The 25,926-nt window shown below is 29.6% G+C and carries 19 protein-coding genes and 1 pseudogene; 17 read left to right on the forward strand and 3 right to left on the reverse strand.

Annotation, left to right across the window (positions count from 1 at the left end):
• Window positions 1-63 precede the first annotated feature (63 nt).
• The 17 genes and pseudogenes from FRY74_RS07140 to FRY74_RS07225 all read left to right on the forward strand — a co-directional run bounded on the left by FRY74_RS07140 (window position 64) and on the right by FRY74_RS07225 (window position 23,522).
• Entirely contained in the window at window positions 64-2,883 is a 2,820-nt protein-coding gene (locus FRY74_RS07140) for a PD40 domain-containing protein (protein ID WP_147100013.1), read from the forward strand.
• A gap of 106 nt (window positions 2,884-2,989) precedes the next feature.
• Window positions 2,990-4,177: an OmpA family protein gene (locus FRY74_RS07145; protein ID WP_147100015.1), complete on the forward strand. Its 1,188-nt coding sequence runs from the start codon at window positions 2,990-2,992 to the stop codon at window positions 4,175-4,177.
• A gap of 199 nt (window positions 4,178-4,376) precedes the next feature.
• Complete coding sequence (locus tag FRY74_RS07150; protein ID WP_147100017.1) at window positions 4,377-6,563, forward strand: glutamine synthetase III family protein; 2,187 nt, start codon at window positions 4,377-4,379, stop codon at window positions 6,561-6,563.
• Window positions 6,564-6,706: 143 nt separating this feature from the next.
• Complete coding sequence (locus tag FRY74_RS07155) at window positions 6,707-8,701, forward strand: OmpA family protein (RefSeq protein ID WP_170227975.1); 1,995 nt, start codon at window positions 6,707-6,709, stop codon at window positions 8,699-8,701.
• A gap of 106 nt (window positions 8,702-8,807) precedes the next feature.
• The gene (locus FRY74_RS07160) at window positions 8,808-9,980 is read left to right on the forward strand and encodes an AIR synthase related protein (protein WP_147100021.1); all 1,173 of its coding nucleotides are present in this window, start codon (window positions 8,808-8,810) and stop codon (window positions 9,978-9,980) included.
• Between the two features lie 3 nt (window positions 9,981-9,983).
• Entirely contained in the window at window positions 9,984-11,063 is a 1,080-nt protein-coding gene (prfA, locus tag FRY74_RS07165; RefSeq protein ID WP_147100023.1) for a peptide chain release factor 1, read from the forward strand.
• 42 nt (window positions 11,064-11,105) lie between these two features.
• On the forward strand, window positions 11,106-12,611 hold the full coding sequence (locus FRY74_RS07170; RefSeq protein WP_147100025.1) for a carboxypeptidase-like regulatory domain-containing protein: 1,506 nt from the start codon (window positions 11,106-11,108) through the stop codon (window positions 12,609-12,611).
• A gap of 19 nt (window positions 12,612-12,630) precedes the next feature.
• The gene (gene pyrF / locus FRY74_RS07175) at window positions 12,631-13,449 is read left to right on the forward strand and encodes an orotidine-5'-phosphate decarboxylase (RefSeq protein ID WP_147100027.1); all 819 of its coding nucleotides are present in this window, start codon (window positions 12,631-12,633) and stop codon (window positions 13,447-13,449) included.
• A gap of 1 nt (window position 13,450) precedes the next feature.
• Window positions 13,451-14,437, forward strand: a complete 987-nt coding sequence (locus FRY74_RS07180) for an SPFH domain-containing protein (protein ID WP_147100028.1) — start codon at window positions 13,451-13,453, stop codon at window positions 14,435-14,437.
• A gap of 3 nt (window positions 14,438-14,440) precedes the next feature.
• Window positions 14,441-15,717: pseudogene (locus FRY74_RS07190) on the forward strand (DUF2851 family protein).
• On the forward strand, window positions 15,717-15,941 hold the full coding sequence (locus FRY74_RS07195) for a PspC family transcriptional regulator (RefSeq protein WP_223265846.1): 225 nt from the start codon (window positions 15,717-15,719) through the stop codon (window positions 15,939-15,941). The pseudogene FRY74_RS07190 and the gene FRY74_RS07195 overlap by 1 nt, the downstream one beginning before the upstream one ends.
• Window positions 15,942-15,950: 9 nt before the next feature.
• Entirely contained in the window at window positions 15,951-16,982 is a 1,032-nt protein-coding gene (locus FRY74_RS07200) for a potassium channel family protein (protein ID WP_147100032.1), read from the forward strand.
• A 14-nt stretch (window positions 16,983-16,996) separates the two neighbouring features.
• Window positions 16,997-17,896, forward strand: a complete 900-nt coding sequence (locus tag FRY74_RS07205; protein WP_147100033.1) for an SDR family oxidoreductase — start codon at window positions 16,997-16,999, stop codon at window positions 17,894-17,896.
• Between the two features lie 4 nt (window positions 17,897-17,900).
• Window positions 17,901-19,124, forward strand: a complete 1,224-nt coding sequence (gene pabB / locus FRY74_RS07210) for an aminodeoxychorismate synthase component I (RefSeq protein ID WP_147100035.1) — start codon at window positions 17,901-17,903, stop codon at window positions 19,122-19,124.
• Window positions 19,118-20,431 (forward strand): tRNA lysidine(34) synthetase TilS, encoded by a 1,314-nt coding sequence (tilS, locus tag FRY74_RS07215; protein ID WP_147100036.1) that lies wholly within the window; start codon window positions 19,118-19,120, stop codon window positions 20,429-20,431. Before pabB ends, tilS begins: the two co-directional genes overlap by 7 nt.
• Window positions 20,425-21,207, forward strand: a complete 783-nt coding sequence (locus FRY74_RS07220; RefSeq protein WP_147100037.1) for an ABC transporter substrate-binding protein — start codon at window positions 20,425-20,427, stop codon at window positions 21,205-21,207. The genes tilS and FRY74_RS07220 overlap by 7 nt, the downstream gene beginning before the upstream one ends.
• Window positions 21,208-21,272: 65 nt before the next feature.
• The gene (locus FRY74_RS07225) at window positions 21,273-23,522 is read left to right on the forward strand and encodes a patatin-like phospholipase family protein (protein ID WP_170227977.1); all 2,250 of its coding nucleotides are present in this window, start codon (window positions 21,273-21,275) and stop codon (window positions 23,520-23,522) included.
• Window positions 23,523-23,524: 2 nt separating this feature from the next.
• On the opposite strand, the gene FRY74_RS07230 is transcribed toward FRY74_RS07225, so the two are convergent.
• Genes FRY74_RS07230 through FRY74_RS07240 form a run of 3 tightly spaced genes read right to left on the reverse strand, consistent with a single transcriptional unit; the run spans window position 23,525 to window position 25,916 of the window.
• Window positions 23,525-23,956, reverse strand: a complete 432-nt coding sequence (locus tag FRY74_RS07230) for a hypothetical protein (protein WP_147100041.1) — start codon at window positions 23,954-23,956, stop codon at window positions 23,525-23,527.
• A gap of 3 nt (window positions 23,957-23,959) precedes the next feature.
• Complete coding sequence (gene upp, locus FRY74_RS07235; RefSeq protein WP_147100042.1) at window positions 23,960-24,610, reverse strand: uracil phosphoribosyltransferase; 651 nt, start codon at window positions 24,608-24,610, stop codon at window positions 23,960-23,962.
• 7 nt (window positions 24,611-24,617) lie between these two features.
• Window positions 24,618-25,916 carry a polysaccharide deacetylase family protein gene (locus FRY74_RS07240; RefSeq protein ID WP_147100044.1) on the reverse strand — a complete coding sequence of 433 codons (1,299 nt, stop codon included), beginning with the start codon at window positions 25,914-25,916 and terminating at the stop codon, window positions 24,618-24,620.
• Window positions 25,917-25,926 lie beyond the last annotated feature (10 nt).

Below are 25,926 nucleotides of genomic sequence, written 5' to 3' on the forward strand. Positions count from 1 at the left end.
ATAACTCAGAGGTGTTTTTTCTGCTACTTTAGTCTATTATAATTGTAAAATTCTGATTTTAAAATGATTAAATTTAAGTTTCTACTTCCTATATTTTGTTTGTTTCTATGTGTTAAATTTACTTTCGCACAAGAAGCACTTTCTAGTAAAGATGAGAAAAGTACTTTGGCAATGGCTGAATCATATTATTTTGATGAAGATTTACAAAACATACCTAAGGCTTTAGAGTTATTTCAGCAACTAGCAGCAAGTAAGCCTAATGATCCTTATTACAAATTAATGGAAGGAATTTGCTATACTTTTTTTAAAAATAAAAAAGGAATTGCACTTGAAAAATTATTAGCCGTAAAAGAAAGCAATCCAGAATTTAATGAAGTAAATTTTTACTTAGCTAGAGCTTATGCCGTAAACAGAATGTTTGATAAGGCAATAGATACTTATGAGGAATATATGTCGTCTGAGGATGTTTCTGATGAGCAAAAAGGAGAGGCAAGACAAAATATTATTTATTGTCAAAATGCTAAAAAATTCACAAAAGATAGTTTAGGAGTTGATATTGTAAGTATTGGATCTCCAATTAATACTGATTTCTCTGAATATGTTCCTGTAATAACTTCTGATGAATCTATGTTGATTTATACCTATAGAGGGGAGAGAAGTAAGGGAGGATTAATGGATAAAACGGGTAAACCTGACCCAAGGGGAGAATACTATGAGGACATAATGGTTTCATATAAAGTTGGTTCAGACTGGATTGAACCGGAAAGTATTGGTGATAATATCAATACTGTGGGGCATGATGCAAGTATTGCTTTGTCGGTTGATGGGCAACAATTGTTTGTTTATAAGAGTACTAAAAAAGATAATGGAGATATTTATATGAGTGTTTTGGATGGGGATAATTGGACAAAAGCAGAGCGTTTAGCAGGAGAGGTAAATACAGAAGCTTGGGAAGGAAGTGCGAGTTTATCAAGTAATGGTAAAACTTTATATTTTTCTAGTAATAGAGAAGGTGGGTTTGGAGGAAGAGATATCTATTCTGCAGAGTTAAAACCAGATAATACATGGGGAGATATTAAAAATTTAGGCCCGGTTATTAATACTAAGTTTGACGATGATGCACCTTTTATACATCCAGATAGAAAAACAATGTATTATAGTTCTAAGGGACATAATAGTATGGGAGGCTATGATATATTTTATACTTATTTAAATAATGATGGTTGGGATGAGCCTATGAATGTTGGTTATCCTGTTAATAGTATTGATGATGATAGATATTATGTTTTGTCAGCTGATGCTAAAACTGGGTATTATTCTTCTGCTGGAAGAAGTGAAAATGGGACTCATGATATTTATACTGTGTCTCCAGGTCATTTTGGTAAACGACCAATTTTAGCATTAGTAGTAGGAGTAGTTAATGCTGATGGTAAACCTGCAGAAGCAGATATAACTGTTACAAATGAAAAAGATGGTAGTGTTGAAGGGAAGTTCAAATCTAACTCTTCTTCAGGTAAATATATGTTAGCCTTAACTCCTGGAAATAAATATAAGATTGCAATAGAGGTAGAAGGATATGATACCAAAATAGACTACATAGATGTTCAGTCATTAGAGACATATGTTTCAGTTGAACACGATTTTAATCTAAGTTCGAAACAAGTTGTTGAAGAAGTTTCTAATTCTAATGAGGATATTTTACAAGGAAAAATTGATAATCAGATTAAAAAATATAGAAAAGAAAGTACTAAGGAAGGTTATGAGGAGATGATTTATAATAAAGTGCTAAAAGAAAAAGGTGATAAAGAAGAAGAGGGTGTGGAGTATTTTGTAGAAGCAGAAGGAATCGATAAGGTTGGTCCTTTTAAAACTTTGCTAGAAGCAGAGATTGAAAAGCAAAATATTATAAAAACTAATCCTGAAATAAAAGCTTCTGAAATTTTAGTTGAAGATAATGGGCAAACAAAAACAGTAAAACAACATTATTCAAATGATTTTGTTAAAACTGATTTCTTAGATGAAATTTCAATTCATGATCAGATTACAAAATCAGATTCATTGCCTAAAAATTCTGGAATTGACTCAAAAACTGCGGTAGAATTAGAAGAAAATACAGATGTTGCGTTAGAGGAGGATGGAGGTATGGTTGATGCAGCATCAAAAAACATAGCAGGGTTATCATTTAAAGTTGAAATTGGAGCTGTTGAGAATCCAGAAGATTTTAAATTAGGTTATCTAGAAAAGTATGGAAAGATTACTGCTAAGGCTTATCCAGATGGAGTAACTAGATATACCTTTGGCCCTTTTGAAACATTGGAAGATGCAGAGAATTTTAGACAGATGTTAATTGAAAAAGAAAAAGAATCAGAAGAGGCTTTTGTAACGGTTTTTGTTTTTGGTCAACGAAAAGTGTTTGAAGATTTGCCACAAAAGCAAAAAGAAGATTTAGGTGGCAAGCCTATGGTTAAAGAAATTGAAAAAATTGAAATCGGTCCGTGTGAAACAAATTTTATAGATTTTTCTGAATTTGTAGGTAAAGATTTAAATGATGTAGCTATTTATAGTAAATTATTGAAAAAAGGTGGTAGTTCATGTGCTGACGGATTAGAATTTAAAGTTCAAATAGCTGCTTATCGTTTTCCAAAAAATTATAAATGGGACCATTTAAAAAAATATGGAGAGCCAGTTGTTGTAGGTTATCCAGATGGAATTACAAGGTTTACTCAGGGAGTTTATGTTACGATGAAAGAAGCTGAAGAGCTAAGGCAACAAATTATTAAATCAGGACAAAAAGATGCTTGGATTACCCCTTTTTATAATGGGAAAAGGATGTTGCTTGAAGAGTTGATTAAAAATAACTTTTACGGAAAAAGTATTAATTAAATAAATAAAATGAAGCCACCTTATAGGTGGCTTTTTTGTACTACTCAACTCTATTGTTTAATTTCGGTCTGAATTTTGTTTTCAAAAGACTAAAAAAAATATCATTATGAAAAAAAGTTTAATATTATTGGGATTAGCCTTTTCTAATTTATTATTGTTTTCTCAAGAAAACCTTATCCCAAATCCAATTTTTAAAGATGTATCAAAAAAAGTGAAAAGTGAAGGTCAAATTGATTTGGCTGCACCATGGATTTCACCAACGTTAGCTCCTGCCGATTTATACGTTTCTGATACCAAGAACTCTTTAATTGGTGTGCCTGATAATGGTTATGGAGAAGAAAAAGCAATGGAAGGAGATAATTATGCTGGGTTTGTAGCTTATGGTTATAAAGGGAAAGAATCTAGAAGTTATTTACAGGCAAAATTAACAAGTAAGTTAGAGGCTGGAAAAGAATATTGCGTTACTTTTCATGTAAGCTTAGCTGATTTATCTAAATATGCTACTAATTATTTAGGAGCTTACATTTCTAAAGATGCTGTTTCAGCAAATAATACTGACCCAATGCTGTTTGAAGCTCAAATTGTGAGTAAGAAATTAACAGTATATGAAAAGCAGTTTTATTGGGTTCCTGTTTGTGGTAAATTTAAGGCTAGTGGAGGTGAAGAGTATGTCACTATTGGAAATTTTACTCCAGACGAAAAACTTAATTTAAGTAAAGTTAAGCGACCAAGAGGTTTTACTTCGCCCCAAACTTACGATGCCTATTATTATATAGATAACATTTCTTTAGTAGAAATTGGTGAAAAAGATAAATGTGATTGTGATGCTGTTCCGGGATTGGAAAATGCAGAAACAGTAAGTAGAAATTTTAATAGCGATTCCAAATCCTCTACAAGTAAGACAAAAATTATTAACTCTTACGGTACAGCTTCGGGTTCAAATAATACTTCTAATTTAATTGATGAAAATACAAAAGAATTAATAGTTTCTTTTGATCCTAAATCATTCTCTATAATTGGTGATGCCACAAAGATGCTTGATAATTTGGTTGTAATGCTTAAAAATGAGCCGACTACAAAAGTTTTAGTGGAAGGATATTTTGATGCTTCCGAAAAAGAAATAGAAAAATTAGATGCTAAAAGAGTTATGAGTGTCTATAAGTATATAGTGTCTAAAGGTATTAAGGCTGATTTGATTAAAAGATCAATGGAGGGGCAAGGAACTTCTGAAGATTTACTTAAAAATTCAATTGTTAAAATTACTCTTTTGAAGGAAGAACTGTCTGAAGAGTAAAATATATAATGTCAATTAAAAAAAAGCCATAAACAATATTGTTTATGGCTTTTTTTTTGAGTGTAGATTTAATTTTTTCATTAAATTACATAGTTACCCCTAAAATTTATGGGGTGTTAATAAAATAAACTTAAAAATTTATTGAATATTTAGTTTTTGATGTAAATTCGCAGTGTAATAACTTAAATTTTTTATAAAAATGGCAACTTTCAGATTTCATGCTTTAGCAGATGCTTTATCAAGAACCCCAAAACATGTTGAATTTCCTTCAGATAGGGCTTCAAATTATTATGCTGTAAATGTTTTTACTCAAGAAAAAATGAGAGAATATTTACCGAGTGAAGCTTACAAAAGCGTAATGGATGCAATTAATCATGGAACACAACTTGATAGACAATTATCAAATCAAGTAGCATCATCAATGAAAGATTGGGCATTAACAAAACAAGTTACACACTATACACACTGGTTTCAACCTTTAACAGGAGCAACAGCTGAAAAGCATGATGCTTTTTTTAGTCCAATTAGTGGAGGTAGAGCTATTGAGAAATTTGATGGTGATAATTTAGTTCAACAAGAGCCAGATGCTTCAAGTTTTCCAAATGGAGGTATTCGTAATACATTTGAAGCCAGAGGTTATACTGCTTGGGATCCTACATCTCCTGCTTTTATTATAGGGAAGACTTTATGTATTCCAACAATTTTTATTGCTTATACTGGAGAAGCTTTGGATTATAAGATGCCTTTGTTAAAAGCATTAAATGTAATGGATAAAGCTGCAACAGATGTTTGTCAGTATTTTGATAAAGATATCACTAAAGTAAATACAAGTTTAGGATGGGAACAAGAGTATTTTTTAATTGATAAAGCTTTGTTTAATGCTCGTCCAGATATTATGATGACAGGTAGGGCTTTGGTTGGGCATAATCCAGCAAAAGGACAGCAATTAGATGATCATTATTTTGGGTCTATTCCTGAAAGAGCAAGTGCTTTTATGAGAGAGTATGAGATTGAAGCACTAAAATTAGGTATACCTGTTACAACAAGACATAATGAGGTGGCTCCTAATCAATTTGAATGTGCTCCAATGTTTGAAGAGGCTAATTTAGCTAATGATCATAATCTATTGTTAATGGATTTATTAGAGAAAATTGCTAGAAAACATGATTTTAGAATTTTATTACATGAAAAACCATTTCCATCATTAAATGGCTCAGGTAAGCATAATAACTGGTCATTAGGTACAAATACAGGAGTTAACTTACTTGCTCCTGGTAAAAATCCCAAAACAAATCTTAGATTTTTAACCTTCTTTGTTAATACTATTAAAGCGATACATGATAATGCTGATATTTTAAGATCAAGCATTGCTTCTGCAGGGAATGACCATCGTTTAGGGGCAAATGAAGCTCCTCCAGCAATTATATCTGTTTTTATAGGGTCTCAATTGACTCAAATGCTCGATAATCTTGAAAAAAGTATTAAAGCTGGTAAAATGACACCAGAAGATAAAACAGAATTAAAACTTAGTATTGGTAAAATACCTCAAATTTTATTGGACAATACTGACAGAAATAGAACTTCTCCATTTGCTTTTACTGGTAATAAATTTGAGTTTAGAGCTGTTGGTTCTTCTGCTAATTGCGGTTCTGCTATGATAGCTTTAAATGTTATTGTTGCAAAACAGTTGCAAGATTTTAAAATAGCTGTGGACTCAAGAATAGAAAAAGGAGATAAAAAAGATGAAGCGATATTAAAAGAGCTTCAAAAATTAATTAAAGATTCTAAAAAAATACGATTTGAAGGGAATGGATATGGTGATGAATGGGTTAAAGAAGCAGAGAAAAGAGGGTTGTCTAATTTAAAGGACACACCAAGAGCATTAAAAGTAATGGTTGATAAAAAGACAAAAGACTTATTTAATGAATTAGGAGTGTTTACTAATGTTGAGCTTGATGCTAGATATGAGATTGAGTTAGAAAATTACATCTTAAAACTTCAAATTGAATCAAGAACTTTAGGCGATATTGCTCAGAATCATATTATTCCAACTGCGATTAAATATCAAAATGTTATTCTTAAAAATATAAAAGGTATGAATGAAGTAATGGGTACAGATGCTAAAATAATGGCAAGTACTCAGTATGAAATACTAAAGAAAACTTCTGAGCATTTAAATAAGTTAAAAGAATCGTGTGATATTATGCTTGAAGAACGTAAAAAAGCAAATAAATTAACAAATAGTGAAGAAAAATCTTTGGCTTATTGTGATAAAGTTAAACCTCATTTTTCTGAGATTAAATATCACTCAGATAAATTAGAATTGTTAATTGACGATGAATTGTGGCCTTTACCTAAGTTGAGAGAAATTTTATTTACAAAATAATTTATCCTTATAAAAGAGTATTTGGTCTTAGTTTAAGTTTAGTTGATAGATTGTAAATTTTAACAAACTTGTTTTGATTAATTCAAAGAATTATTTACTTTAGCCAAATTCAATTGAAAAACTAACTTTACTTTACTATGAATATGAAACGATTATTTAGTTTGTTGACTTTAGTCTTATGTCTAGGGTTATCAACTTTTGCTCAAAAGAATTATAAGCAAGATGCTGATATGGCTTTTAGTGGTAATAAATATTACCAAGCTATAGATTTGTATAAGAAAGCTTATACAAAAGAAAAAAGCAAGGAAGTTAAAGCTGAAATTCTTTTTAAAATAGGTGAATCTTATCGTTTAAAAGAAGATGGTACACAAGCTGTGGTATGGTATAATAAAGCTATAACTGCAAAATATCCAGATCCATTAGCTATTTATTATGTAGCAAATATTTTCAAAACACAAGGTAAATATGAGGATGCAATAGTTGAGTACAATAAATACAAGGCTGCAAATCCAAGTGATAAAAGAGCTGATGAAGGTATTAAGTCTTGTGAAAATTCGAAGGAATGGAAAGATAACCCAACTCGTTTCGTAGTTAATCCAATGCCATTATTAAATTCGGAAGATTTTGATTTTTCTCCAGTTTTTGCTGACAAAAAAAATCAAGAAATTTATTTTACATCAACTCGTCAAGGATCTGCTGGTTCTGAAGTTTCTGATGTAACCGGAATGAATTTTTCTGATTTATATTCATCTAAAAGAGATAAAAAAGGTAAATGGAGTGAGCCAACAGTTTTAAACGAAACTGTAAATTCTCCAGCTAGTGAAGGAGCAGCATGTTTAAATACTAAAAGAAATACTATTTATTTTACTAGATGTGGTGTGCAAAACAAAGGTGTAATGGGATGTAGTATTTATTCAGCAAGTAAGGCTGGACAAAAATGGGGTGAAGCCACTGTTATTAATGTTGCACAAGATACTTTCACAGTTGGTCATCCAGCTATTTCTGATGATGACATGACTTTAGTTTTTGCATCAAATATTCCTGGAGGTCAAGGTGGAAAAGATTTATGGTATATAACTTACGATAAAAAAGCGAAGACTTGGTCAGAGCCAACAAATTTAGGTTCTGAAATTAATACTGCTGGTGATGAAATGTTCCCTTTTATTAGAGATAATGGTGAATTATATTTTTCTTCTAATGGCCACTCAGGAATGGGAGGACTTGATATTTTTAAAGCTTCAAGTAAAGGTGTTAATCAATGGGCTGCTGTTGAAAATTTACAATACCCTTTAAATTCACCAGCAAATGATTTTGGTATTGTCTTTGAACCAGGACAAGATAGAGGTTTCCTTACTACAAGTAGAGAAGGTGGAAAAGGTGGAGATGATATTTGGCAATTTTACTTACCTCCAATGTTATTTTCTTTAGAGGGTATAGTTAAAGATGTAGAAACTGAAGCACCTATTGCTAATGCAAAAGTTAAATTAGTTGGTACTGATGGTTCTTCAACTGAAGCACTTACTGATGAAAATGGTAACTTCTCATTTATTGAAAATGGAGCTGCTAGATATATCAACCCAGAAACGTCTTATTCTATTTTAGTAGAAAAAGAAAAGTATTTAAATGCTAAAGGAAAAGAGACTACTGTAGGTTTAGAAAAATCTAAAAAATTCTTCCATGAATATGCTCTTCAACCAATGAAAGGAGCTATTAAGTTACCGTTGATTTTATATGAATTTGCAAAAGCTGATTTATTACCAGAATCAAAAGACTCTTTAAATTTCTTATATAATGTAATGATTGATAATCCTAACATTGTTATTCAATTACGTTCACATACGGATTTTAGAGGTAGTAATAAGTTAAATCAAAAATTATCTCAACGTAGAGCTCAATCTTGTGTTGACTATTTAGTTACAGAGAAAGGAATACCAGCTGATAGAATTGTTGCAAAAGGTATGGGAGAAGGTGAGCCTCTTCAGACTGCTACAGGGGAAGTTCTTAATGAGAAATACATTAATGCTTTAAAAACTGAAGAAGAAAAAGAAGCTGCTCATCAAAGAAACAGAAGAACAGACTTTAAAGTCCTTAGAGACGATTACGTTCCTAAGTCAGCAGAACCAACAACAGAAAATTAGATTAAATTCATAAATTAAAAAGCATCCTAATATTTTTAGGATGCTTTTTTTGTTTATAATAATTAATATAAATTAGAGTAGTAACTTTGCCGAAATTATTTGATAAATGAGTGAATCAGAAAGATATATGCGAAGAGGTGTTTCAGCCTCAAAAGAAGATGTGCATAATGCAATAAAAAATATTGATAAGGGCTTATATCCAAAAGCTTTTTGTAAAATTATTCCAGATGTTTTAACAGGTAGTGAGGAACATTGCTTGGTAATGCATGCTGATGGAGCAGGAACAAAGTCTTCTTTAGCTTATGCTTACTGGAAAGAAACCGGTGATATATCTGTATGGAAGGGTATTGCTCAAGATGCCTTAATTATGAATATTGATGATTTACTTTGTGTAGGTGCGGTTGATAATATTCTTTTATCTTCTACAATTGGTAGAAATAAGAATTTAATTCCAGGAGAAGTAATTGCTGAAATTATAAATGGAACAGAAGATTTGTTAATTAGCCTAAGAGAGCAAGGAATAGGTATTTACTCAACTGGTGGAGAAACTGCTGATGTTGGAGATTTAGTGAGAACTATAATAGTTGATTCTACCGTTACTTGTAGAATGAGGAGAGATGAAGTAATTGATAACTCTAATATAAAAGTAGGAGATGTAATTGTAGGACTAGAATCTTTTGGACAAGCCACTTATGAAAGTGCTTATAATGGAGGTATGGGAAGTAATGGGTTAACCTCTGCAAGACATGATGTATTTAATAAACTAGTAGCCGAAAAATATCCTGAAACTTTTGATGCAGCTGTTCCAAAAGATTTAGTTTATAGTGGGAATTATTTTTTAACTGACGAAGTTGAAGGTGTTACAGTTGATGCTGGAAAATTAGTTTTATCTCCTACAAGAACCTATGCTCCTATTATTAAAAAAATATTAGAAAAACATTCTAGCGAAATCAATGGAATGGTGCATTGTAGTGGTGGAGCCCAAACTAAAATATTACATTTTGTTGAGGATAAAATTATTGTAAAGGATAATTTATTTGATTTACCACCTTTATTTAAATTAATTAAAGAACAATCAGGCACTGATTGGAAAGAAATGTATAAGGTGTTTAACATGGGACATCGAATGGAATTATATGTTCCTGAGAATATAGCTCAAAGTATAATTGATATTTCAAAATCTTTTAATGTTGATGCGAAAATAATTGGGAAAGTTGTTGGTGAAGGGAAGAAAGAACTAACAATAAAGAGTGAATTTGGAGAATTTATCTATAATTAAAAAATGAGTGATTTATTAAATAAGTTAGAAGCAATTAACATTCGTTATGAGCAAGTAAGTGAGCAAATTGTTGATCCAGAAGTGATTAATGATATGAAACGATATGTAAAGCTGAATAAAGAATACAAAGACTTACAACTGATTGTAGATGCTTTAAATAAGTATAAAAATATACTTGGAAATATAGAAAATTCAAAAGAAGTAATAGAAACAGAGACTGATAGGGAATTTGTTGATATGGCTAAACAAGAACTTGATGAGTTACTTCCTGAAAAAGAGAAGATGGAGGAAGAAATAAAAGTATTATTAATTCCTAAAGACGAAGAAGACTCTAAGAATGTTATAGTAGAAATTAGAGCTGGTGCAGGAGGAGATGAAGCAAGTATATTTGTTGGAGATTTATACAAAATGTATTCTCGTTATATTGATAAAAGAGGTTGGAAAAGTGAAGTCTTAACAGTAAACGAAGGAACAGCCGGAGGCTACAAGGAGGTTTCTTTTTCAATTGAAGGGGAAGATATTTATAGTGTTATGAAGTTTGAATCTGGTGTGCATCGTGTTCAGCGGGTACCTCAAACAGAATCTCAAGGAAGAGTTCATACATCTGCTGTTACAGTTGCAGTTTTACCTGAAGCTGAAGAAGTAGATATTGAAATCAGAAAAGATGATATAAAGAAAGATACTTATCGCTCATCAGGAGCAGGTGGTCAGCACGTAAATAAAACTGAATCGGCAGTACGATTAACACATATTCCTACTGGAGTAGTTGTTGAGTGTCAAGAAGGAAGATCTCAAATAAAAAACATGGAGATAGCTATGAAAGTTCTTCGTTCTAGACTTTATGAAGCTGAGATAATTAAAAAAGAACAAGAAAGAGCTGCAGAACGTAAATCACAAGTTTCTACAGGAGATAGATCTGCAAAAATAAGAACTTATAATTATCCTCAGGGTAGAGTTACTGATCATAGAATAGGTCTAACACTTTATAATCTGGATGGAGTAATGGGAGGTGATATTGACGCTGTTATTGATGCACTTAAGATTGCAGAAAATACTGAAAAATTAAAAGCAGGAATCGAATAATTTAAATTCTAGAATAATAAATAATTTAAAGAGAAGAATCTAATGTGGAATAAAAAACTTTATACTTCTTTTCTTTTTATAGTTCTGAATCTTTGCAGTATAGCGCAATCAAAAAATGATGAAGCATCCTTAATCAAAAGTATTTCAGGTTTACTTCTTGATGAAATTACTTTAGCTCCACTTCCTTATGCTAATGTAATAGTTATAGGAGAAAACAAGGGGGTTACAACTAATGAAAAAGGATTTTTTTCTATAAAAGATGTTCATAGTTCAGATTCGCTGGGCTTTCATTATATTGGCTATGAACAAAAAAATATTTCCGTAAATGATTTGACAAATGGACAATCTGTTTATTTGAAGGAGGAAATAATTAGTTTAAACGAATTTTTTGTTTTTGCTAATAATCATAATGCAGAAGATATTGTAAAAAATGTATTAAAGAATAAAGATGCTAATTATAAACGCATCGATTCAAAAAAACAGTTGTTTATTCGACAACGATACATTTCAAACGTTGATAAAATTGAGATTAATTTTAAAAAAAGTTCATTTGCTCAGTTGGATGAGAAGATGACTGAAATATTAGAGGAAAAAATCCCAAAACAATCAATATCATATACTGATTTTTTAGGATATATATATATGTCTAATAACTCAAAAGATAGTATAAAACTTAATCCAATTAAAGTTGTTAGCCTTAAAGATAAAAGTGTTGCAGACTTAGACCAATTAGAAAAATTATTTACTAAAATGTTTTCTAACACCAAAGAAAATGAGTACTGGAAGGTTAAAAGTGGAATAATAGGAGGTAAAGTTGATGTAAATGGTTCTTCTTCAGGTTCCAATTTAGATTCTTTGAGTGAGTTTTATAAAAATAATTTGAATGTTAATTCTTATGCAAAAAGATTAGATTCTCGTTTTAAAGGACTCTTAGATGATAAAAAGAAATGGGATTTTTTACACCATACTAGTAATTATGAATATACGTTAGTAGGAGGTACAAAAGTTAACGGAGAGGATGTTTTTATTATAGAATTTAAACCTAAAAAAAATGGGGAGTTAATAGGTAAAGTTTATATCGCAATAGACACATATGCTTTAGTAAAAGCTGATTTTAAATATGATATTGGAAAAACGGGAACAAATATTCAAATGTTTGGTGTCGGATATACTTTAAATCAATTAGAGATTTCGATTTATTTTGAGAAAAATGAAGGTACTTATCAATTAAAATATTATGCTCAAAAAGCAGGTAATAAAGTTAGTTTTGATAGGAATGTTTCACTTTTGAAGAAAAAGAAACGCTTTTTGGTTGATAAAGAATTGAATGAGATTAAAGTAAGGTTAAATATGCGTTCTAGAGAAGAGAGCTCTTTTGAATTATTAGTACTTGATAATAAAAAGATTAGTAATCAAACTTATGTTAATTATAATCAAAAGGATTATTTTAAAATAATTTATGTAGATCAATTTAATGATAATATTTGGAAGGGATATGATATTATTGAACCAACCAAACAAATGCGTGATTATAAAAAATTAGAATAGATTTTTAATAAAATAGTAAATGAACAAAAAAGAGCTTATCAATCAAATCAAAGAAAAAAAGTCATTTTTATGCGTTGGTTTAGATGCAGATATAAATAAAATCCCAAAACATTTATTGGAGTTTGAAGACCCTATTTTTGAGTTTAATAAACAAATTATTGATGCTACAAAAGATTTATGTGTAGCTTATAAACCAAACATTGCTTTTTATGAAGCTTATGGAGTAAAAGGTTGGGAATCGTTGCAAAAAACTATAGACTATATTCCAAAAAACATATTTACCATTGCTGATGCAAAGAGAGGAGATATTGGAAACACTTCTAAAATGTATGCTCAAGCATTTTTTGAAACGTTTAATTTTGATTCAATTACAGTTGCGCCTTATATGGGAGAAGACTCAGTAACTCCATTTTTAGAATTTAAAAATAAATGGGTTATACTTTTAGCTTTAACTTCAAATAAAGGCGCTGACGATTTTCAGTTTTTTAATTCTGGCGATCAAAGACTTTTTGAAAAAGTAATTCAAAAGTCACAAAAATGGGGGAATGACGAAAATTTAATGTTTGTAGTTGGAGCTACTCGTCCAGAAATGTTTTCTGAAATTAGAGATTTAGCACCAGATAATTTTTTATTAGTTCCTGGTGTTGGTGCTCAAGGTGGCGAGTTAAGTGAAGTGTGTAAATATGGTATGAATAAAGATTGTGGATTACTAATCAACTCATCCCGAGGAATTATTTATGCTGGAAATGATGAAAGTTTTGCTGAAAAATCGAGAAATGAAGCTATGAAAATTCAAAAAGAAATGGCTATCTTGTTAGAACAATTTAAATTAATATAATATGGAACCAGTAGCATCATTTTTTATAGGAAGAACAATATTTATAGTATTTGCAATATTGTTTGTTTTTGGAGCTTTTTTTATTGTAAAACAAAAAACAGCAGTAATTATTGAGCGATTAGGAAAATTTAACAGAGTAGCTCGTTCTGGGTTTAATCTAAAAATTCCAATTATTGACAAAAAAGCTGGAGTAGTTAATCTAAAAGTAATGGAGTTGCCAGTAGAAGTAGAAACTAAAACTAAAGATGATGTTTTTGTTCGTTTAATTATTTCTGTTCAATATTACGTGGTAGAAACACAAGAAGGTATTTCTACTTCTTTCTATAAATTTGATAATCCTGCTCGTCAAATTCAGTCTTATGTTTTTGATTCTATCCGTTCTGAAGTACCAAATATGCTTTTGGATGACGTTTTTAGTGAAAAAGATAAAATTGCTAAAGCAGTTCAGGTGGAATTAGCAGATACGATGGAAGAATACGGTTTTGCAATAATTAAAGCCTTAATTACTGATATTGACCCTGACCAAAAGGTTAAACATGCAATGAATGAAATTAATGCTGCAAAACGATTAAAAGAAGCAGCAAGAGAGTATGCTGAAGCTGAAAAAATTAAAGTAGTTGCTGCTGCAGAAGCAGAAGCTGAAAGTAAAAAATTACAAGGTGTTGGTATTGCTGACCAACGTATTGCAATAGCAAATGGTATGAAGCAATCTGTAGAGCAAGTAAAAGGAGCAATGGAAGCTGATGTTACGGGGCAACAAGTAATGAACATGTTATTTATGACTCAACATTATGATACCATTAGTCGTTTAGCAGACCAAGGAGTAAATACTATTTTTGTTCCTTATTCACCAGGAACAGTTGGTGATTTACAAACTCAAATACAATCGAGTTTAATAGCTGCTGATACCATTACAAAAACTACTCAGGGGAAAGATTATAAAAAAGGGGTGAAAAAAAAGGATAATGATTTTGAAGATTTTGCTTAAAATATGAAAGAAGATTTTCTTCATTATATCTGGAATTTTAAATTGTTTAACTCAAACAATTTAAAAACAGAACATCACGAAGAGGTTCAAGTAATTAAGTCGGGACAGCATAATACAGATGCAGGTCCCGACTTTTTTAATGCTCAAATTAAAATAAATGAGACAGTTTGGGTTGGTAATGTTGAAATTCATTTAAAATCATCAGATTGGAATAAACATAAACACCAAATGACTCATCTTACGACAATGTAATATTACATGTGGTGTATGAAAATGATGAGGAAATTTTAAATAGCAAAAAGCAAGTTATACCAACCATAGAGTTAAAATATCTTATAGCTGATAATGTTATTGAGAACTATCAAAGTTTAAATCAATCTAAATCTTGGGTTCCATGTGCAAATCAAATAGGGATTGTAGATTCTTTTACAATTAATTCATGGCTAGAACGATTAGCTTATGAAAGATTAGAGCGAAAATCGGAAGAAATTAAGGGTGTTCATTTTCAAAATAACAACGATTGGGAAAGCACTTTTTATCAACTATTATTTAAATATTTTGGTCTTAAAGTTAATGCTTTACCATTTGAATTATTAGCCAAAAATACACCACTTAATATTTTAGAAAAACATCGAAATAGATTAAGTATTGAAGCAATACTCTTTGGGCAAGCAGGTTTTTTAAACGAGAATAAAGAAGAGGAGTACTATTTAAAATTAAAAAAAGAGTATGATTTTCTAAAAATTAAATTTCAATTAACACCTTTAAATCATAGTGTTTGGAAGTTTTTAAGATTACGCCCTTATAATTTTCCAACAATTAGAATTGCTCAACTAGCACAATTAATTACGCTAAATCCAAGAATGTTTAATCAATTTTTGAATGCTAAAAAATTGAAAGAAATTCAGGATATACTTTCCGTTTCTGCTAGTTCTTTTTGGGACAACCATTTTAATTTTGAATCTAAATCAAAACAAGAAAATCAAAAAAAACTTGGAGCTCAAACTATTAACAATCTCATAATTAATGTGATAATCCCGGTAACTTTTTTATATGGAAAAACAATAAATAACGAAGATATTGTTGTAAAATCATTAAACTGGTTAGAGGAATTAAAATCAGAGAATAATAGCATTATTCTTAATTGGAAAGCATTAAAAATAAATGCGAATAATGCTTTGCAATCTCAAGCTTTAATAGAATTAAAGAATAATTATTGTTCTAAAAAAAAATGTTTAAATTGCAGTATTGGAAATAAACTATTAAAACAATCAAATTAATGATACGTAAAATTTCATCTTTTTTTGAGAAACATGCTTTTGGCGTATGTGAATGGTGGGGCGAAAAGTTGCAGTTAAAAATCTCTCGAATCAGATTGTTTTTTATATATACTTCCTTTCTTACATTTGGATCTCCAATAATTATCTACTTAATTATGGCATTTATTCTTGAACATAAAGAATATCTTAAGTTAAGTAAAAGAAAAACTATTTGGGATATCTAAGTAATATCAATGTTAAATTTTAAGCACTTTAAGAAGATATATTATGCGTTATCGTTATTGGTAATCATAATTTTAATTGGTGTATTTGGCTTTAGAATTATAGAGAATTACTCTTTAGGTGAAGCTTTTTATATGACAATTATAACAGTTTCTACTGTCGGTTTTAATGAAGTTCGACCTTTATCTACAGACGGAAGAATATTTACCGCTTTTTTAATTATCTTTAGCTTTGGTACTTTTGCGTATGCAGTAACTTCAATTACATTTTATGTTTTAGGAGGAGAGTTTAAAAATTATTTTAAAGATTTAAGGGTAAATAAAAAAGTGGATAAAATTTCAAATCATACAATTATTTGTGGCTACGGTAGAAATGGAAAGCAAGCTGTTGCAGAATTAAAAGCACACCATAAAGATTATGTTTTGGTAGAGCAAGATCAAAATATTTTATCTGAATTACGAGAAAATCATCAAATTCCTTTTATAGAAGGAGATGCAACCTTAGAAAAAACTCTTGAGAGAGCAGGGATAAGTCGAGCAAAAGCTTTAATTACAACTTTACCTAAGGATGCAGATAATATGTTTGTGGTATTAACTGCAAGAGAAATGAACCCAAATTTATTAATTATCACCAGAGCTTCTGAAGAAAATTCTGATAAGAAATTAAGAAGAGCTGGGGCTGATAATGTAATAATGCCTGATAAAATTGGGGGAGCACATATGGCTTCGTTAGTTATAAAACCAGATGTTATTGAATTTATGGATTATGTTATGGGGCAAGGAGCTGATTCTAACAATTTAGAAGAAATAACATTTGAAAATTTACCTGAAGAATTTCAGAATAAAACCATTCGTGAATTAGGAATAAGAGATAAATCTGGTGCAAATATTGTAGGTTTTAGAACACCTGAAGGAGAGTATATTATTAACCCATCTCCCGATACGATAATAATGCCTAAAGCTAAAATATTTGTTTTAGGTACTGAAAATCAAATTACAGCCTTTAGAGATATTACCACTCAAAAGAATATTTTAAAACAATAATAAGTTCTTTATTAATGAAGATTTTAATTACAGGAAGCAATGGGTTACTTGGCCAAAAACTGGTAAAACTATTAGCAAATAAAGATGGAATTGAGCTTTTAGCAACATCAAAAGGTGGGAACAGGATTTCTAATCAATCGGGTTATAGCTATAAAAGTCTTGACATTACAAATCAATTAGAAGTTGAAGCCATATTTGACGAATTCATTCCAGATACGGTTATTAATACAGCAGCAATGACAAATGTTGATGCCTGTGAATCAGATAAAGAGTTGTGTTGGGATTTAAATGTAAATGCAGTAAAATATCAAATAAAAGCCGCTGAGAAACATCAATCACACTATATACATCTTTCTACTGATTTTATATTTGATGGCGAAAATGGGCCTTATAAAGAGTCTGACACTCCTAATCCTTTAAGTTACTATGGAGAGACGAAATATGAAGCTGAAAAATTAGTACAAAAAGCAAAAACAAAGTGGAGTATAGCTCGTACTATAATTGTGTATGGTATGGTTGAAGACATGAGTCGTTCTAACATCGTTTTGTGGGCAAAAGAAGCTTTAGAAAAAGGAAATCCTTTAACAATAGTAGATGATCAATTCCGTTCACCAACTTTAGCCGAAGATTTAGCTATGGGATGTTGGTTAATTGCTGAAAAGCAAGCAACTGGTATCTATCATATTTCGGGTAAAGATGTAATGAGTATTATAGAATTGGTAAATAGAGTTGCTGATTTTTATGGATTGGATAAATCGATTATTTCACCAATAAAATCTTCATCGTTAAACCAAGCAGCAAAAAGACCTCCTAGAACAGGTTTTATTTTAGATAAAGCTTATTCTGACTTAGAATATTCACCATGCTCTTTTGAGGAAGGTTTAGCTATTTTAGATAAGCAGTTAAAAGCTTAAACTTTTGGAAAGTTTTATTTCAAGAATTACAGAGAGAGAAAAGTTTCAACAACAGGTATTGTATTATTTTCAGGAGTTCGAAAATGTAATATTTTTAAATTCTAATAATAATGATAGCAACTTAATTGCAGTAGCTAAAACCAATAATTTAGATTTAAAAGATTGGCAATTTGGTTTTATAAGTTACGATTACAAGAATAAAGTTGAACCCAAATTAAGCTCTAAAAACACTTGTAATGTTTCTTTTCCTGAAAAACACTTTTTTACTCCAGAATTATTGTTTTTAATTTCTGAAAATGAGTTAGAACTTTTTTATGATGATGGTTTATATTCTAAATTGCATGTGTCAAAAATAATTGATGAAATTATTAAAGTTGATGTAAAAACAGCAGTTAAGCAAAACATAAAAATAACACCACGTATAAGTAAGACTAGCTATATTGAAAAAATAAATAAATTAAAGCGACACATTCAGCAAGGAGATATTTATGAAGTTAATTTTTGCCAAGAATTTTATGCTGAGCATGTATCCATAAACCCAATTGATATTTACTTTAAATTAAATGAAAAGTCTCCAACACCTTTTTCTTGTTATGTAAAACATAACGGCAATTATTTATTATCAGCTTCTCCTGAAAGATTTATAAAAAAAGAAGGAAATAAAATATTTTCTCAACCAATAAAAGGAACAATAAAGCGAGGAGAAAATAAGGCAGAAGACGAGCAATTAAAACAAGAATTGCTAAAAGATAAAAAAGAAAGAAGTGAGAATATTATGATTGTAGATTTGGTAAGAAATGATCTTGCTAAAATTGCAAATAAAAATACGGTTCATGTTGATGAATTATGTGGTATTTATACATTTCCTCAAGTTCATCAAATGATATCAACTGTTAAAGCTGAAATAAAGGATAATACAGATTTTAACGAAATTTTAAAAGCGACTTTCCCTATGGGCTCTATGACAGGAGCTCCAAAAGTTAGAGCAATGGAATTAATTGAAGAATATGAAACAGCCAAGAGAGGATTATATTCTGGGGCGGTTGGCTATATTGACTCATTAGGAAACTTTGATTTTAATGTAGTAATTAGAAGTATTTTGTATAATCAAAAAACTGATTATTTATCATTTTTTGTAGGTGGAGCAATCACCATTTTGTCAGATCCCGAAAAAGAATATGAAGAATGTCTTTTAAAAGCTAAAGCAATGTTTGCAGTACTATGTTAACAGATTTTATCAACCATATTAAAAAATCTAATCTGTTTAGTAATTCAGCTAAAATCTTATTAACCGTAAGCGGAGGTAAAGATTCTATGGCTATGCTTGATTTGTTTTACAAAGCAGGTTTTAATATTTCGGTAGCACATTGTAACTTTAATTTACGTGGAGCAGAATCTGATGCTGATGAACAATTTGTAAAAGTAATTTCTGAACAAAATAATATTCTTTTTTTTTCCAAATCATTCAATACAACAGAGTTTGCAGAAAAGAATAAAATTTCTATTCAAATGGCAGCTCGTAAGTTAAGATATGATTGGTTTGAAGAGATTAGACTAAAACATGATATAGATTATATAGCAACAGCACATCATAAAAATGATGTTGCAGAAACAATGCTAATAAATTTAACAAAAGGAACTGGTTTGTCTGGTTTACATGGTATTAATAAAAAATCAGGTAAAATAATTCGACCGCTATTGGATTTTACGAGAGAGCAGATAGAAGATTATGTCGCCAAAAATAATATTGAATATCGTGAAGATAAATCCAATCAAAATAATAAATACACACGAAATTTTGTTCGATTAGATGTTATTCCTCTATTGGAAAATATAAATCCAAACTTAATTGAGAACTTAAATCAAACAGCTAATTATATAGCTAGCACAGAATTTATTTTAGCCGAAAAAATTCAAGAAGAATTTAAAAAATGTACTGAGCAAAATGGAAATAGAATTTTGTTTGATATTAGTAAGTTAAAAAGCTTAAAAAATAGCATAACTTATTTATATTATTTTCTAAAAGATTTTGGATTTAATGGTACTGATTTCAATAATATTATAGATGCATTTGATGAGCAATCAGGTAAAATATTTTTGAGTAAAACTCATCAAATCCTAAAGGACAGAGATAAGCTAGTATTATCAGAAATTAGTATAGAAAGCAATAAAGAAATAATCATACACAATATTGATGAATTAAGTAAAAATGGTTTTTTTGTTGAGGTTTATTGTAATGATAAAGGCATCAAAATCAATAAATCTAGCAATTATGCTTATTTGGATGAAAATAAAATAAAATTTCCTTTAGTATTAAGAAATTGGAAAGAAGGAGATACTTTTCAGCCTTTAGGAATGAAAGGGAAAAAGAAACTAAGTGACTTTTTTATTGATAATAAAATAGATGTTTTAACAAAGCAGAATATAAAAGTATTAACTCAAAAAAATAAAATTATCTGGGTAGTTGGGTATCGTATAAATGATACTTTTAAAATTGAGAAGAACACTAAAAATATTTTAGTAATAAAATGTTAGTTACAGATCAAATCAATCACAAATTTGAGTTGGAAACAACTCCTAAACGAATTATATCTTTAGTACCATCACAAACAGAATTATTATTTGATTTAGGTTTGGATGAGGAAGTTGTTGGTATTACAAAATTTTGCATACATCCTAGCAAATGGTTTAACTCAAAAAACAGGATTGGGGGTACAAAAACAGTAAATTATAAAAAAATAAAAGCTTTAAAGCCTGATTTAATTATAGCCAACAAAGAAGAGAATACTCAATCAGAAATTGAAGAATTACAAAAAATATATCCAGTTTACACTTCTGATATTTACAATTTAGAAGATAGCTTAAACATGATAGAAACTACAGGTAAGATTACGAAAACTGATATTAGAGCAAAAGAAATTATACATAAGATAAAAAGTGATTTTTTAAAATTAAAATCAATTGAACATAAGAAAAATAAAGTGTTGTATTTTATCTGGCAAAATCCATATATGACCATTGGGTCGAATACTTTTATAAATGATATGTTAAATAGGAGTGGTTTTAAACACATTGATTTAGGAAATAGATATCCAGAAGTAAGCGAAACACAATTACAGAAACTAAATCCTGATTTTATTTTTTTATCCTCAGAACCCTATCCTTTTAAAGAAAAAGACATTAAAAAGTTTAAAGAATTATGTCCTAGTTCTAAAGTTTTATTAGTTGATGGAGAAATGTTTTCATGGTATGGTTCAAGACTCTTAAAATCAGTAAAATACTTTATTGACTTGAACGATAAAATCTCTTAACTTCGGCTAAATTAAAAAAGCGAATCATTTTTAGTCTTAAAAATATATTAGTACCTCTATTTATTGTGTTTTCAACAATAAGTTTATCTGCTCAGAAGGTAGGTTTGGTATTGAGTGGGGGAGGCTCTAGTGGAATAACGCATGTTGGTGTTATTAAGGCATTAGAAGAATATGGGATTCCAATAGATTATATTACCGGTACTTCGATGGGAGCTCTTGTTGGTGCTTTATATGCTACAGGTTACTCACCAGAAGAAATAGAAGCATTTTTCTTATCTGATGAATTTCAAAATTGGACAACTGGAAGCGTAGATAATAATTATTCTTATTATTTAAGAAAGAAGGAAGATGATGCGTCTCTTATAACATTAAAACTTTCTACAGATACACTTTGGGAATTTAATTTACCTACAAACTTAGTTTCATCCAGCACAATTAATTACGGATTACTTTCATTTTTTTCCCCCTCTACAACTTATGCTAAAGAAGATTTTAATAATTTATTTATTCCTTTTAGATGCGTAGCATCTGATATTATATCAAAAAAAGAAATAGTTTTTTCTAATGGGAAATTAACCACTGCTGTTAGAGCATCGATGGCTTATCCATTTTATTTAAAACCTGTTACATATAATGATATGCTGCTATTTGATGGGGGGCTATATAATAACTTTCCGGCAAATGTTATGGAAGAAGATTTTAATCCAGATTTTATAATTGGTAGTAATGTTTCATTCAATTTTGAGAAGCCACATGAAGATAATATCGTTTCTCAAATTAAAACAATTGTTACAAATGATACTAAGTATGTTATACCGGAAGGCAAAGGGCTAATGATAGAACCTAATGTAACAGATAATGCTACTTTCAATTTTGACAATAATGAAAAATTAATAAAAATAGGGTACGATGCAACTGTTTCTAAAATAGTTGAAATTCGAAAAGAAGTTAAAGATTACAGATCTAAATCAGAAACTATTAATAAGAGAGATCAATATAAAAAAGAGTTGCCAAATTTTATAATTAATAAAGTTGTTGTTGATGGATTGAAAGTAAATCAAAATAGTTATATAAAAAATTCACTACGATTAAAAAATAAAACGATTTCACCAGAAAAATTAAAGCCTGAGTATATTAAGTTATTATCTGATGATAAAATTAAGTCGATTCGTCCTGAAGTTCAATTTAATGATACATCGGGGTATTATACATTAAAGCTAAATGCTAAAAAGGAAAAAGATTTGTTTGTTTCTGTTGGCGGATTAATTTCTTCTAGGCCAATAAGTGAAGGGTTTATAGGGCTTCAGTATAACTTATTAGATAAGGCTGCTTTGACTTTTTTGGCAAATACTTATTTTGGAAGATTTCATAACTCAATACAAACTGGATTTAGACTTGATATTCCTTTTGTAATACCTTTTTATTGGAAGAATACATTTAATATGGGTAATTGGGATTATTATAAGAGTAACAATGTTTTTTTTGAAGATAAAAAACCTTCCTTTTTAGTTAATAATGACATGTATGCAAAGACTGAAATTGGGTTACCTGTATTTTATAAAGGAAAATTAGTTTTTGAAGGATCAACAGGAGATTTTACCAACGAGTATTATCAAACAAAAAATTTCCTATCGACTGATACTACAGATGAAACTCACTTTACAAATATATTAGGTGGAATTAAATATGAAAGAAATTCGTTAAATAGAAAACAATACTCCTCAGAAGGAAGTTTTTTTGCAATTAATTATAAGTACGTTAAAGGAAAAGAAGAAACCATTTTTGGATCTACATCTAATAATACAGAAACGATAGAAAATAATATTGAGTGGGGGCAAATAAAGGTCTCTTATGAACAATATTTTAACGTAAAGCATAATGTAAGATTTGGGCTTTTTGGAGAAGGTGTTTATTCAAATCAACCATTTTTTAGTAATTACACCGCAACACTTTTAGCATCACCAGATTTCCAGCCTTTTACAGAAAATAGAACAGTATTTAATCAAAATTTAAGAGCACATAGCTACATAGCTTTTGGAGTTAAAAATATTTATTACCTTTTTAATAAGTTTCAACTTAGGCTTGAAGGTTATGCATTTCAACCTTATCAAAATATTTTATCAGATGTTAATCAAAAAGCATATTATAGTAAAGAGTGGACGAATACACAATATATGGCCTCCTCATCATTAGTCTATTATACCCCAATAGGACCAATTGCTTTAAACTTAAATTATTATGATAGAGCTACTGATAACTGGAGCTTTTTATTCCACTTTGGATATGTTATTTTCAATAAAAAGAGTTTAGATTAGTTTTACCAATAAACTTTTATTAAGGGCAAAACTAGTGACCAAAAAAATACAGCAATTAGCATAGCTGTTATATTCTTTTTGTGGGAATTATAAAATCGAGAAGCTAAGAAGCACCCAATAGGAATTGAAAATACTATAGGTGATAAAAAAGCAATTCCATACAAGCCATATTTAGATTTTATTTTAACGATAAATCTATTTTTTCGAGTAAACACTTTTTTTGATGGCTTTGGTTTTATAAATCTATTAATTAGTTTGTTCAGCCAATCACTAAAAAAAGTAAAAATAAAAACACCTAGGCTACCTCCGATAATTAAAGTAATAACGGTAAAAGAATAACTATACCCTTTATCTGTAAGCATATATCCTACTGCAAATAAAAATTTAGTAGCACTAAATAGAAGTAGTAATAATATTTCAAAAAATAGAGTCATTTTTTATTCTTTAGGACCATAAGCTAAATCACCAGCATCACCTAATCCTGGAACGATGTATGATTGAGCAGTAAGCTCTTCATCAATTGCACCAACCCAAATGGTAGTGTTTTCAGGTAAAAACCTTTTAACGTATTCTAAGCCTTGTCTACTAGCGATTAAAATTGCTATATGTATTTTTTTTGGATTTCCTTTTTCTAATAATGCCTTGTATGTAACAACGATAGAAGATCCTGATGCCAACATTGGGTCAGAAAGAATAATAGTTTTATCATTTAAATCTGGACTAGCTAAGTATTCTAATTCTATATCAAAAGAGCCGTCTTTATGATGCTTTCTGTATGCAGAAACAAAAGCATTTTCGGCTTTATCAAAGTAATTTAAAAAACCTTGATGTACAGGTAAACCAGCTCTTAAAATTGTAGTAAGTACTGGTTGTTCAAATAATAAATTAATATTAGAATTTCCTAATGGAGTAGTTATTTCTTGATCTACATAATCAAGGCGTTTACTAATTTCATAAGCAAATATTTCACCCATACGTTCACAGTTTCGTCTAAAACGCATACTATCTTTTTGTATGTTCTCATCTCTTATTTCAGCAATATATTGGTTGAAAATAGAGTTTGTCTTACCTAAATTAACGATTTCCATAGATTTTCTAATTTGTTGCTTCTTTTAACATTTCTTCATATACCATTCTCCAACCATTCCAAATTCCATTATTCGATAGCGATTCATTATGCCATACACTAATAAATGTTCCATTAACATTTTTAACAGAATTCATTAGTTCTAAAATATCTTTTAAAGCTTCTTCAGGCTTTTTTTCCAGATAATATTTATAAGTTGCTTCCATTACTGCGAAAGGGTGAATAGTTAAATCTGTTGGAGATTCATTATCTAAATCATAGAATTTATATGGAGAACAAATACTTGCTCTAAATCCTGCTTGACCTGAATAACCCATTGTATAATCATGTGTAATATCATTATCAATTAAATTTCGATAAGTATAAGGCAGGCTAAGTTTTAAAAAGTGTTGTCGACTTTTATTAATGTTACGATGCGTTATAGATTGTAATCGATTAATTTCTTTTGTTAAAATATTTACATCATTATTAGAAGAGTAGGATGGATGAATTCCAACTTCGTAATAATCGGATATTGATTTTATTAACGATTGAAAGCTTTTATTTTTTACTGGTATATTTTTATCGTTTAAAGCATAATCTCCTAATAAGAAAAAATAAATAGGCTTTACATTATGCTTTTTATGAATTTCAAACTGATAAGTAAAAGTATCGTAAGGATCTTGCTCTTTTTTTAATAAAACATTTAAACGCTCCTTAAAGTCATTTCCTTTAAGAAAGGATTTTAAAAGTCCTCCTACTATTCTTAAAAACCCTTTGTGTTTATAAGCAAAAGCATTATCAATATCAATTGAAGAAGTGTATTTAAATTTTAGTTCAGGAAATTTTAAATCAGGAAATGATTCAGTAATACTTGATCCAATATAATTTGCCCAAATATTAACTAAAGGTATTTTTAAAAAGCCATTTTGAAATGCTAGGCTTTCCTTAGCTGTGAATCTATCATGATGATCTCTTATTTGTGGTAAGTATTCTTCATATCTGCTAACTAAATAAAAACTTGCTGCAAATACATCAAAAGGAAATGTAGAATCTTTACCAACACTAAAAAAACAGGGATAATCTTTGTAGGTATTAATAGTTATGTTTTGCTCTTTAATTCCTGTTTCAAATAAAAATTGCGATGATTGGAAATAAAGTCCTGAATTTAATTTTTGAGTGCTATAATTAATTTTTGGTAAATCGCTATCTTCAAACTCTTCAATGTTGGAAGTGAAGGTAAGTTCAGTCTTTAAAATGTCTTTAAATATTACATTAAAAACATATTTTAAACGTTGAGTAAGTTTATGTGAATAGACAAGTATCAAATGTTTATCA

This window comes from Vicingus serpentipes (assembly GCF_007993035.1).
GTDB classification, from domain to species: Bacteria; Bacteroidota; Bacteroidia; order Flavobacteriales_E; family Vicingaceae; genus Vicingus; species Vicingus serpentipes.

Excerpts from the sequence above, each read along its gene's own strand:
- FRY74_RS07145 (WP_147100015.1), top strand. The coding sequence starts at position 2,990 with ATGAAAAAAAGTTTAATATTATTGGGATTAGCCTTTTCTAATTTATTA.
- FRY74_RS07140 (WP_147100013.1), top strand. The coding sequence starts at position 64 with ATGATTAAATTTAAGTTTCTACTTCCTATATTTTGTTTGTTTCTATGT.
- FRY74_RS07180 (WP_147100028.1), top strand. The coding sequence starts at position 13,451 with ATGGAACCAGTAGCATCATTTTTTATAGGAAGAACAATATTTATAGTA.
- FRY74_RS07155 (WP_170227975.1), top strand. The coding sequence starts at position 6,707 with ATGAAACGATTATTTAGTTTGTTGACTTTAGTCTTATGTCTAGGGTTA.
- FRY74_RS07195 (WP_223265846.1), top strand. The coding sequence starts at position 15,717 with ATGATACGTAAAATTTCATCTTTTTTTGAGAAACATGCTTTTGGCGTA.
- upp (WP_147100042.1), bottom strand. The coding sequence starts at position 24,610 with ATGGAAATCGTTAATTTAGGTAAGACAAACTCTATTTTCAACCAATAT.
- prfA (WP_147100023.1), top strand. The coding sequence starts at position 9,984 with ATGAGTGATTTATTAAATAAGTTAGAAGCAATTAACATTCGTTATGAG.
- FRY74_RS07220 (WP_147100037.1), top strand. The coding sequence starts at position 20,425 with ATGTTAGTTACAGATCAAATCAATCACAAATTTGAGTTGGAAACAACT.
- FRY74_RS07200 (WP_147100032.1), top strand. The coding sequence starts at position 15,951 with ATGTTAAATTTTAAGCACTTTAAGAAGATATATTATGCGTTATCGTTA.
- FRY74_RS07170 (WP_147100025.1), top strand. The coding sequence starts at position 11,106 with ATGTGGAATAAAAAACTTTATACTTCTTTTCTTTTTATAGTTCTGAAT.
- pyrF (WP_147100027.1), top strand. The coding sequence starts at position 12,631 with ATGAACAAAAAAGAGCTTATCAATCAAATCAAAGAAAAAAAGTCATTT.
- FRY74_RS07230 (WP_147100041.1), bottom strand. The coding sequence starts at position 23,956 with ATGACTCTATTTTTTGAAATATTATTACTACTTCTATTTAGTGCTACT.
- FRY74_RS07160 (WP_147100021.1), top strand. The coding sequence starts at position 8,808 with ATGAGTGAATCAGAAAGATATATGCGAAGAGGTGTTTCAGCCTCAAAA.
- FRY74_RS07205 (WP_147100033.1), top strand. The coding sequence starts at position 16,997 with ATGAAGATTTTAATTACAGGAAGCAATGGGTTACTTGGCCAAAAACTG.
- tilS (WP_147100036.1), top strand. The coding sequence starts at position 19,118 with ATGTTAACAGATTTTATCAACCATATTAAAAAATCTAATCTGTTTAGT.
- FRY74_RS07150 (WP_147100017.1), top strand. The coding sequence starts at position 4,377 with ATGGCAACTTTCAGATTTCATGCTTTAGCAGATGCTTTATCAAGAACC.